Origin of the sequence: Acinetobacter sp. TUM15071 (genome assembly GCF_008980925.1) — a bacterium.
Taxonomy (GTDB): Bacteria; Pseudomonadota; Gammaproteobacteria; order Pseudomonadales; family Moraxellaceae; genus Acinetobacter; species Acinetobacter dispersus.
The window spans coordinates 1-254 of record NZ_BKGB01000088.1 but is presented as its reverse complement, the minus strand read 5'-3'; the positions used below and the strand labels follow the sequence as shown (position 1 = coordinate 254).

At 54.7% G+C, this 254-nt stretch carries 1 protein-coding gene; it reads left to right on the top strand.

Annotation, left to right across the window (positions count from 1 at the left end; translation table 11 throughout):
- A partial coding sequence (locus GBI66_RS19560; protein ID WP_171494358.1) for a hypothetical protein occupies positions 1–254 on the top strand: 254 nt, incomplete at both ends.

The window sequence follows — 254 nt, the reverse complement described above, 5'->3', positions numbered from 1 at the left end:
TACACGGTTGGTGATGTGGTGACCGTGAACGTCAATGGCGTTAACTTAACCACCACCGTACAAGCGGGTGGTACCTGGGCTGTGACGGTTGCCGGCGGGCAATTGGTACTTGATGCTGACAAAGTGAGTAACGTCAGCATTGCAGCAACCGATGCAGCAGGCAACGTGGGCAACGCCACTGCGGATGCGAGCTACACAGTCGACATCACCACACCAGTGGTGGTGGTCAATCCAATTACGGGTGACAACATCAT